The organism is Mycobacterium canetti CIPT 140010059 (genome assembly GCF_000253375.1).
Classification (GTDB): Bacteria; Actinomycetota; Actinomycetes; order Mycobacteriales; family Mycobacteriaceae; genus Mycobacterium; species Mycobacterium tuberculosis.
The window spans coordinates 3,292,922-3,302,290 of sequence record NC_015848.1 but is presented as its reverse complement, the minus strand read 5'-3'; the positions used below and the strand labels follow the sequence as shown (position 1 = coordinate 3,302,290).

Genomic DNA, 9,369 nt, shown 5'->3' with positions numbered 1-9,369 from the left:
GGATCGCACGTCGGGACATCCCCACCGCTCTGAAACGTGCCGGTCTGAACTGACCAAGCCACCTGACGATTACGCAGTTCTGCTTCCGCAGCATGTCTGCGCAGCGCCAGCCGATCTCCCCCTAGACTAAAACCCCTGCTCCGCTATGCCTAGCCCGCAAATGTAAGGTAATCATTTGTCGGGGCGGGCGCGGCCTTATTCATGAAGTCAACCAAATTTCTTAGCGACGGCCGGCGTCGTTGCCTGGGCACGGTGGTGGTACTAGCCGAGTCTAACGTCCCTTCCGCGTGCCGTGCCGCGTCCGCTGTGGTTGGTGTGACGTGTGCGATGCCGGTGACGAATTGGTAGTCAGGTAAGAACCGAGGTCAGAGTGCCGCCGGCGGCTGGGTCGCACGTCTTGTGACCGGCGTCCCGTTGTGACGAGATTAACAACACGCCTCGGCTGCACCCGAGATGGTGCATACCGGGCGGGGGCGGGGTGACCGGTCGGCCGCCACCGCCCCCGTGTGTGTCTGAAGCCATCCGCTCCAGACCGGTGCCGACGTACGGTGAATCGTCAGCAAATGTCCAGCGAATGGCTGTCCAGGTGTTGACCCCCGAGCCCTTCGGCCAGTTGGATCTTCGGCCAGCTACATCCGGAGCATAGCTAAGCTCGATCATGCCATTGGAGTGTTTTGTCTTCTATGTCGCTGACTAGCTCTGGCAAATTGTCGTTGAGGTAGAAGTGATCCCCAGGGAATACACGGATAGAGAACTCTTCCGTCGTCCGATCGCGCCACGGATCCATGTCGTCTTGCGTTGCGATCCAATCTTTATCTCCGATAAAGGCATAAATCGGACACGAGAGCTTCGTCTCTGGTGGGCAGGAATAACCGGCGATGGCTCGGACCGCTCGCAACGTGGGTAGCGCTCCAACGAAAAATTCGTCGTCGGTAAAGAAATCTGGATTCATTCCTGTCATTCGGGTGAACAAGTCCAACATCTCGCGATCTGATAAATCTTGGAGCTGCTTGTATCTGATATGACCCGGTGCTGAGCAGGCCGACACAAAGAATGCCAGGACTCGATGGCCCGCCGATTGGTATCGCAACGCTACTTCGAAGGCTAGCATTCCGCCCATACTGTGCCCAAAGAATGCCACCGGATCGTCGATCCGAGCCGACGGTTTCATCATTGCAAAGATTTCGTCAGCGAGGGTGGGAATACTCTCAAGCGGTGGCAGGCCAGAACGATCGTGCTGGCCGGGGTACTGGACAGCAATCCGCTTTACGTCGGCGGAAAATTCTCGGGAAAATGCGACATAGTCTTTCGCGGTGCCGCCGGCATGCGGGAAAATATACAGCGTGGGTGCGGCTTGCTTCGCCTCGCCGCTACTGCCGTCTGAGTGCCCGTTCACCGAGCCACCATAGCGTGGTCCGTGACGGGCCAGCATCGACACCTACGCTGTCGGCACGCTCGGGCAAGATCGCCCAGACGACGTAGGCTCACCCGCCGGCCGCCGAACGGTTTACGACACGCGCCCAGCAGGCCGCGTGGTCTGAGTGGTCGCCCGGGCCCGTCGAATATGAAATTGTGTCCCGACACACCGGCGCCACCAGTGCAGTCACAGACGAAACACCAGGCACACTGGTAACAACAGGGATCTTGCAAGATGCCAGGAGGGTGTGGCCGTGTACCGAGTCTTTGAAGCGCTGGACGAATTGAGCGCCATAGTCGAAGAAGCCCGAGGCGTGCCGATGACGGCAGGTTGCGTCGTCCCGCGTGGGGATGTGCTGGAGTTGATCGACGACATCAAGGATGCGATCCCCGGTGAGCTGGATGACGCGCAGGACGTCCTCGACGCACGTGATTCGATGTTGCAGGACGCTAAGACGCACGCAGACTCTATGGTGTCCTCGGCGACCACTGAGGCGGAGTCGATACTCAACCACGCCCGCACCGAGGCTGACCGGATCCTGTCTGACGCGAAGGCGCAGGCTGATCGGATGGTCAGCGAGGCACGCCAGCACAGCGAGCGAATGGTCGCCGATGCACGCGAGGAGGCGATTCGCATCGCCACCGCCGCGAAACGCGAATACGAGGCCAGCGTCAGTCGCGCCCAGGCCGAATGCGACCGGCTGATCGAAAACGGCAACATCTCCTACGAGAAAGCCGTGCAGGAGGGCATCAAAGAGCAGCAGCGCCTGGTATCGCAGAACGAGGTGGTTGCGGCGGCCAACGCGGAATCGACCCGCCTCGTCGACACGGCGCACGCCGAGGCGGACCGGCTACGCGGCGAATGCGATATCTACGTCGACAACAAGCTCGCCGAATTCGAGGAATTCCTCAACGGCACCCTGCGGTCCGTTGGCCGCGGTCGCCACCAGCTCCGCACAGCGGCCGGCACTCACGACTACGCGGTGCGCTAACACCATTCACCCGGCGCAAGGATCAAGCGCCGGCCAACGCCCAACGCGGCGTGGATCTGGGTGGCGTGCGCCGTAGGATTTCTCTTATGGCCAGGCAGCACGGTCCCACTGCGCAGCGACATGTGGCGTCGCCGATGACGGTCGACATCGCACGGTTGGGGCGACGACCGGGAGCGATGTTCGAGCTGCATGACACCGTGCACAGCCCCGCACGCATCGGGCTGGAGCTGATCGCGATTGACCAGGGCGCCCTTCTGGACCTGGATCTGCGGGTCGAGTCGGTGTCCGAAGGCGTGTTGGTGACCGGGACCGTGGCCGCCCCGACCGTCGGCGAGTGTGCTCGTTGCCTCAGCCCGGTGCGGGGTCGCGTTCAGGTAGCCCTGACCGAACTGTTTGCCTATCCGGATAGCGCCACCGACGAGACCACCGAGGAAGACGAGGTCGGACGCGTCGTCGACGAAACCATCGATCTCGAGCAGCCGATCATCGATGCGGTCGGTCTGGAATTGCCGTTTTCGCCGGTGTGCCGGCCGGACTGCCCGGGTCTTTGCCCGCAGTGCGGTGTCCCGCTGGCCAGCGAGCCAGGTCATCGCCATGAACAGATCGACCCGCGGTGGGCGAAGTTGGTCGAAATGCTCGGGCCGGAGTCCGACACATTACGAGGTGAGCGATGATCCGGTCACGACAACCCCTGCTCGACGCACTCGGTGTGGACCTCCCGGACGAGCTGCTCTCACTGGCGTTGACCCACCGCAGCTACGCCTACGAGAACGGCGGGCTGCCGACCAACGAGCGTTTGGAGTTTCTCGGCGATGCCGTGCTAGGGCTGACCATCACCGACGCGCTGTTCCATCGTCATCCTGATCGGTCGGAGGGGGATCTGGCCAAACTGCGGGCCAGCGTAGTCAACACCCAGGCCCTGGCCGACGTCGCACGCCGCCTCTGTGCGGAAGGCCTCGGTGTTCACGTGCTATTGGGTCGCGGCGAGGCGAACACCGGCGGGGCCGACAAGTCCAGCATTCTGGCCGACGGTATGGAATCGCTGCTGGGCGCGATCTACCTGCAACACGGTATGGAGAAGGCCCGTGAGGTGATCCTGCGGCTGTTTGGCCCGTTGCTGGACGCCGCGCCGACCCTGGGTGCGGGATTGGATTGGAAGACCAGCTTGCAGGAGCTGACTGCAGCGCGAGGGCTGGGTGCGCCGTCATACCTGGTCACCTCCACCGGCCCGGACCACGATAAGGAATTCACCGCGGTGGTTGTCGTGATGGACAGCGAATACGGTTCAGGAGTGGGCCGGTCCAAAAAAGAAGCCGAGCAAAAAGCCGCGGCGGCCGCTTGGAAAGCCCTGGAAGTGCTCGACAACGCCATGCCGGGCAAAACCTCCGCCTAACTGGATTGATGGTGATGACCTGGGGGCGCCGGCTTTGCCGCGCTTGCGGGGGACTGCGCCCGGCTTCGCCGCGCTTGCGATCATCACTGGTTCGATGGTGATGACCTGGGGGCACCTCCCGCTTGCGGGGGACTGCGCCCGGCTTCGCCGCGCTTGCGATCATCACTGGTTCGATGGTGATGACCCGCTGCGCCCGGCTTCGCCGCGCTTGCGATCATCACTGGTTCGATGGTGATGACCCGCTGCGCCCGGCTTCGCCGCGCTTGCGATCATCACTGGATGCCCGAGCTGCCCGAAGTCGAGGTGGTGCGGCGCGGCTTGCAGGCTCACGTGACCGGCCGGACCATCACCGAGGTTCGGGTGCACCACCCCCGCGCTGTGCGCCGCCACGATGCCGGGCCCGCGGATCTGACGGCGCGGCTGCGGGGAGCGCGGATCAACGGAACCGATCGGCGCGGCAAGTACCTGTGGTTGACACTCAATACGGCTGGGGTCCATAGGCCGACGGACACCGCACTCGTGGTGCACCTGGGCATGAGTGGGCAGATGCTGCTCGGGGCGGTGCCGTGTGCCGCTCACGTCCGGATTTCCGCGCTGCTCGACGACGGGACCGTGCTGAGCTTCGCTGACCAACGGACCTTCGGAGGGTGGCTGCTTGCCGACCTGGTGACGGTGGACGGCAGCGTGGTACCGGTGCCGGTCGCCCACCTGGCGCGCGACCCGCTTGACCCGCGGTTCGATTGTGACGCTGTAGTTAAAGTGTTGCGGCGCAAGCATTCCGAACTCAAGCGCCAGCTGCTGGATCAGCGGGTGGTGTCGGGAATCGGCAACATCTATGCCGATGAGGCGCTGTGGCGGGCCAAGGTGAACGGCGCCCACGTCGCCGCCACACTAAGGTGCCGGCGTCTGGGAGCGGTCCTGCATGCCGCCGCCGACGTGATGCGCGAAGCGCTGGCGAAAGGTGGCACCTCGTTCGACTCTTTGTATGTCAACGTCAACGGCGAGTCGGGCTACTTCGAGCGGTCGCTGGACGCTTATGGCCGCGAAGGCGAAAACTGTCGGCGCTGCGGCGCGGTGATACGCCGGGAGAGGTTTATGAACCGCTCGTCGTTCTACTGCCCGCGATGCCAGCCGCGGCCCCGAAAGTAGGGCGGGTGTTGACGCATCGAGATCGACGTCAGCGCGATGCTCTCTCTCGCGGGGGCGCTGCCGTCGATCTCGACGCAAAGACCCCCGGGTAGAAAGAAGCCATGACGCAACTGTGGGTCGAGCGCACCGGCACGCGCCGTTACATCGGACGCAGCACGCGGGGGGCGCAGGTGCTGGTTGGCTCCGAGGACGTCGACGGGGTATTCACCCCCGGAGAGCTGCTCAAGATCGCACTCGCCGCATGCAGCGGGATGGCCAGTGACCAGCCGCTGGCCCGGCGGCTCGGCGACGACTACCAGGCGGTGGTCAAGGTATCCGGTGCGGCCGACCGCGACCAGGAGCGCTATCCCCTGATCGAGGAGACCATGGAGCTCGACTTGTCGGGCCTCACCGAGGACGAAAAGGAGCGTCTGCTGGTGGTCATCAACCGCGCGGTGGAGCTGGCGTGCACCGTCGGGCGCACCCTCAAGTCGGGCACCACGGTCAACTTGGAGGTCGTCGATGTCGGCGCCTGACGTGCGGCTGACCGCCTGGGTGCACGGGTGGGTGCAGGGAGTCGGTTTCCGCTGGTGGACCCGCTGCCGAGCGTTGGAGCTCGGCCTGACCGGTTACGCGGCCAACCACGCCGACGGACGCGTGCTGGTGGTCGCCCAGGGTCCGCGCGCTGCGTGCCAGAAGCTGCTGCAGCTGCTGCAGGGCGACACGACACCGGGCCGCGTCGCCAAAGTCGTCGCCGACTGGTCGCAGTCGACGGAGCAGATCACCGGGTTCAGCGAGCGGTAATCTGGCCCCTCGTGTACCTCAAGAGTCTGACGTTGAAGGGCTTCAAGTCCTTCGCCGCGCCGACGACTTTACGCTTCGAGCCGGGCATTACGGCCGTCGTTGGGCCCAACGGCTCCGGCAAATCCAATGTGGTCGATGCCCTGGCGTGGGTGATGGGGGAGCAGGGGGCAAAGACGCTGCGCGGCGGCAAGATGGAAGACGTCATCTTCGCCGGCACCTCGTCGCGTGCGCCGCTGGGCCGCGCCGAAGTCACCGTTAGCATCGACAACTCCGACAACGCACTGCCTATCGAATACACCGAGGTGTCGATCACCCGAAGAATGTTTCGCGACGGTGCCAGCGAATACGAAATCAACGGCAGCAGTTGCCGTTTGATGGATGTGCAGGAGTTGCTGAGCGACTCCGGCATCGGCCGTGAGATGCATGTGATTGTTGGGCAAGGGAAGCTCGAGGAGATCTTGCAGTCGCGGCCTGAGGATCGGCGGGCGTTCATCGAGGAAGCCGCCGGTGTGCTCAAGCATCGCAAGCGCAAGGAAAAAGCTCTGCGCAAACTCGACACGATGGCGGCGAACCTGGCCCGGCTCACCGATCTGACCACCGAGCTCCGGCGTCAACTCAAACCGCTGGGCCGGCAGGCCGAGGCGGCCCAGCGTGCCGCGGCCATCCAAGCCGATCTGCGCGACGCCCGGCTGCGCCTGGCGGCCGACGACTTGGTAAGCCGCAGAGCCGAACGGGAAGCGGTCTTTCAGGCCGAGGCTGCGATGCGCCGCGAGCATGACGAGGCCGCCGCCCGGCTGGCGGTGGCATCCGAGGAGCTGGCCGCGCATGAGTCCGCGGTCGCCGAACTCTCGACGCGGGCCGAGTCGATCCAGCACACTTGGTTCGGGCTGTCTGCGCTGGCCGAACGGGTGGACGCTACGGTGCGCATCGCCAGCGAACGCGCCCATCATCTCGATATCGAGCCGGTAGCGGTCAGCGACACCGACCCCAGAAAGCCCGAGGAGCTAGAAGCCGAGGCCCAGCAGGTGGCCGTCGCCGAGCAACAACTGTTAGCGGAGCTGGACGCGGCGCGTGCCCGACTCGATGCTGCCCGTGCAGAGCTGGCCGACCGGGAGCGCCGCGCCGCCGAGGCCGACCGGGCACACCTGGCGGCGGTCCGGGAGGAGGCGGACCGCCGTGAGGGACTGGCGCGGCTGGCTGGCCAGGTGGAGACCATGCGGGCGCGTGTCGAATCGATCGATGAGAGCGTGGCACGGTTGTCCGAGCGGATCGAGGATGCCGCAATGCGCGCCCAGCAGACCCGAGCCGAGTTCGAAACCGTGCAGGGCCGCATCGGTGAACTGGATCAAGGCGAGGTCGGCCTGGATGAGCACCACGAGCGTACTGTGGCCGCGTTGCGGTTGGCCGACGAACGCGTCGCCGAGCTGCAATCCGCCGAACGCGCCGCCGAACGCCAGGTGGCATCGCTACGGGCTCGCATCGATGCGCTCGCAGTGGGGCTACAGCGCAAGGACGGCGCGGCGTGGCTGGCGCACAATCGCAGTGGCGCAGGGCTTTTCGGTTCGATCGCCCAATTGGTGAAGGTACGTTCCGGCTATGAAGCGGCACTGGCCGCGGCGCTCGGGCCGGCGGCCGACGCACTTGCGGTGGACGGCCTGACTGCCGCGGGTAGTGCCGTCAGCGCACTCAAACAAGCCGACGGCGGTCGCGCGGTCCTCGTGCTGAGTGACTGGCCGGCCCCGCAAGCCCCCCAATCCGCCTCGGGGGAGACGCTGCCTAGCGGCGCCCAGTGGGCCCTAGACCTGGTCGAGTCTCCACCGCAGTTGGTTGGCGCGATGATCGCCATGCTTTCGGGTGTCGCGGTGGTCAACGACCTGACTGAGGCAATGGGCCTGGTCGAGATTCGTCCGGAGCTACGCGCGGTCACCGTTGACGGTGATCTGGTGGGCGCCGGCTGGGTCAGCGGCGGATCGGACCGCAAGCTGTCCACCTTGGAGGTCACCTCCGAGATCGACAAGGCCAGGAGTGAGCTGGCCGCTGCCGAGGCGCTGGCGGCGCAATTGAATGCGGCCCTGGCCGGTGCGCTGACCGAGCAGTCCGCCCGCCAGGACGCGGCCGAGCAAGCCTTGGCCGCGCTTAACGAATCCGACACGGCCATCTCGGCGATGTACGAGCAGCTGGGCCGCCTCGGGCAGGAGGCCCGCGCGGCGGAAGAAGAGTGGAACCGGTTGCTGCAGCAGCGTACGGAACAGGAAGCCGTGCGCACACAGACTCTCGACGACGTCATACAACTTGAGACCCAGCTGCGTAAGGCCCAGGAGACCCAACGGGTGCAGGTGGCCCAACCGATCGACCGCCAGGCGATCAGTGCCGCTGCCGATCGCGCCCGCGGTGTCGAAGTGGAAGCCCGGCTGGCGGTGCGCACCGCCGAGGAACGCGCCAACGCGGTTCGCGGGCGGGCCGATTCGCTGCGCCGTGCGGCTGCGGCGGAACGTGAGGCGCGGGTGCGGGCTCAGCAAGCACGCGCCGCAAGACTGCATGCGGCCGCGGTGGCCGCAGCGGTCGCCGACTGCGGACGGCTGCTGGCCGGGCGGTTGCACCGGGCGGTGGACGGGGCGTCGCAACTGCGCGACGCGTCGGCCGCGCAACGTCAGCAGCGGTTAGCGGCGATGGCCGCGGTGCGCGACGAGGTGAACACGCTGAGCGCCCGAGTGGGGGAACTCACCGATTCGCTGCACCGCGACGAGCTGGCTAACGCGCAGGCGGCGCTGCGTATCGAGCAGCTTGAGCAGATGGTGCTAGAGCAGTTCGGAATGGCGCCGGCCGACTTGATCACCGAATACGGTCCACATGTGGCGCTACCACCGACCGAGCTCGAGATGGCTGAGTTCGAGCAAGCCCGCGAACGCGGTGAGCAGGTGATTGCGCCCGCCCCCATGCCGTTCGACCGGGTTACCCAGGAGCGCCGGGCCAAACGCGCCGAGCGTGCGCTTGCCGAGTTGGGCAGGGTCAACCCGCTGGCGCTCGAAGAGTTTGCTGCCTTGGAGGAGCGCTACAATTTCCTGTCCACCCAACTCGAGGATGTCAAGGCTGCCCGCAAGGATCTGCTGGGCGTCGTCGCCGATGTTGACGCCCGCATCCTGCAGGTGTTCAATGACGCGTTCGTAGACGTGGAACGCGAATTTCGCGGCGTGTTCACCGCATTGTTCCCCGGTGGTGAAGGACGGCTGCGGCTGACCGAGCCCGACGACATGCTCACCACCGGCATCGAGGTCGAAGCCCGCCCGCCGGGCAAGAAGATTACCCGACTGTCTTTGCTCTCCGGTGGCGAGAAGGCGCTGACCGCGGTGGCGATGCTGGTCGCGATCTTTCGTGCCCGTCCATCGCCGTTCTACATCATGGACGAGGTGGAGGCCGCCCTCGACGACGTGAACCTGCGCCGACTGCTCAGCCTGTTCGAACAGCTGCGAGAGCAGTCGCAGATCATCATCATCACCCACCAGAAGCCGACGATGGAGGTCGCGGACGCACTGTACGGCGTAACCATGCAGAACGACGGCATCACCGCGGTCATCTCGCAGCGCATGCGCGGTCAGCAGGTGGATCAGCTGGTTACCAATTCCTCGTAGGGTTCGT

Annotated in this window: 9 protein-coding genes; 7 read left to right on the top strand and 2 right to left on the bottom strand. The window is 65.3% G+C overall.

Going from position 1 to position 9,369, the window contains the following annotated elements; all coding sequences use genetic code 11:
* Positions 1-348 precede the first annotated feature (348 nt).
* The gene (locus tag MCAN_RS15510; RefSeq protein WP_014001490.1) at positions 349-660 is read right to left on the bottom strand and encodes a hypothetical protein; all 312 of its coding nucleotides are present in this window, start codon (positions 658-660) and stop codon (positions 349-351) included.
* Entirely contained in the window at positions 647-1,432 is a 786-nt protein-coding gene (gene tesA / locus MCAN_RS15505; protein ID WP_014001489.1) for a thioesterase TesA, read from the bottom strand. The genes MCAN_RS15510 and tesA overlap by 14 nt, the downstream gene beginning before the upstream one ends.
* A 238-nt stretch (positions 1,433-1,670) precedes the next feature.
* Here tesA and sepIVA point away from each other — a divergent pair, with 238 nt between their 5' ends.
* The 7 genes from sepIVA to smc all read left to right on the top strand — a co-directional run bounded on the left by sepIVA (position 1,671) and on the right by smc (position 9,362).
* Complete coding sequence (gene sepIVA, locus MCAN_RS15500; RefSeq protein ID WP_003414826.1) at positions 1,671-2,408, top strand: cell division protein SepIVA; 738 nt, start codon at positions 1,671-1,673, stop codon at positions 2,406-2,408.
* An 86-nt stretch (positions 2,409-2,494) separates the two neighbouring features.
* The gene (locus MCAN_RS15495) at positions 2,495-3,082 is read left to right on the top strand and encodes a YceD family protein (RefSeq protein WP_003912009.1); all 588 of its coding nucleotides are present in this window, start codon (positions 2,495-2,497) and stop codon (positions 3,080-3,082) included.
* On the top strand, positions 3,079-3,801 hold the full coding sequence (rnc, locus tag MCAN_RS15490) for a ribonuclease III (protein WP_003414820.1): 723 nt from the start codon (positions 3,079-3,081) through the stop codon (positions 3,799-3,801). The genes MCAN_RS15495 and rnc overlap by 4 nt, the downstream gene beginning before the upstream one ends.
* 279 nt (positions 3,802-4,080) lie before the next feature.
* Positions 4,081-4,950 (top strand): DNA-formamidopyrimidine glycosylase, encoded by an 870-nt coding sequence (gene mutM, locus MCAN_RS15485; RefSeq protein ID WP_003414814.1) that lies wholly within the window; start codon positions 4,081-4,083, stop codon positions 4,948-4,950.
* A gap of 101 nt (positions 4,951-5,051) precedes the next feature.
* Positions 5,052-5,465: an OsmC family protein gene (locus MCAN_RS15480; RefSeq protein WP_003414812.1), complete on the top strand. Its 414-nt coding sequence runs from the start codon at positions 5,052-5,054 to the stop codon at positions 5,463-5,465.
* Positions 5,452-5,733: an acylphosphatase gene (locus MCAN_RS15475; protein ID WP_003414811.1), complete on the top strand. Its 282-nt coding sequence runs from the start codon at positions 5,452-5,454 to the stop codon at positions 5,731-5,733. The genes MCAN_RS15480 and MCAN_RS15475 overlap by 14 nt, the downstream gene beginning before the upstream one ends.
* Before the next feature lie 11 nt (positions 5,734-5,744).
* On the top strand, positions 5,745-9,362 hold the full coding sequence (gene smc, locus MCAN_RS15470) for a chromosome segregation protein SMC (protein ID WP_014001488.1): 3,618 nt from the start codon (positions 5,745-5,747) through the stop codon (positions 9,360-9,362).
* Positions 9,363-9,369 lie beyond the last annotated feature (7 nt).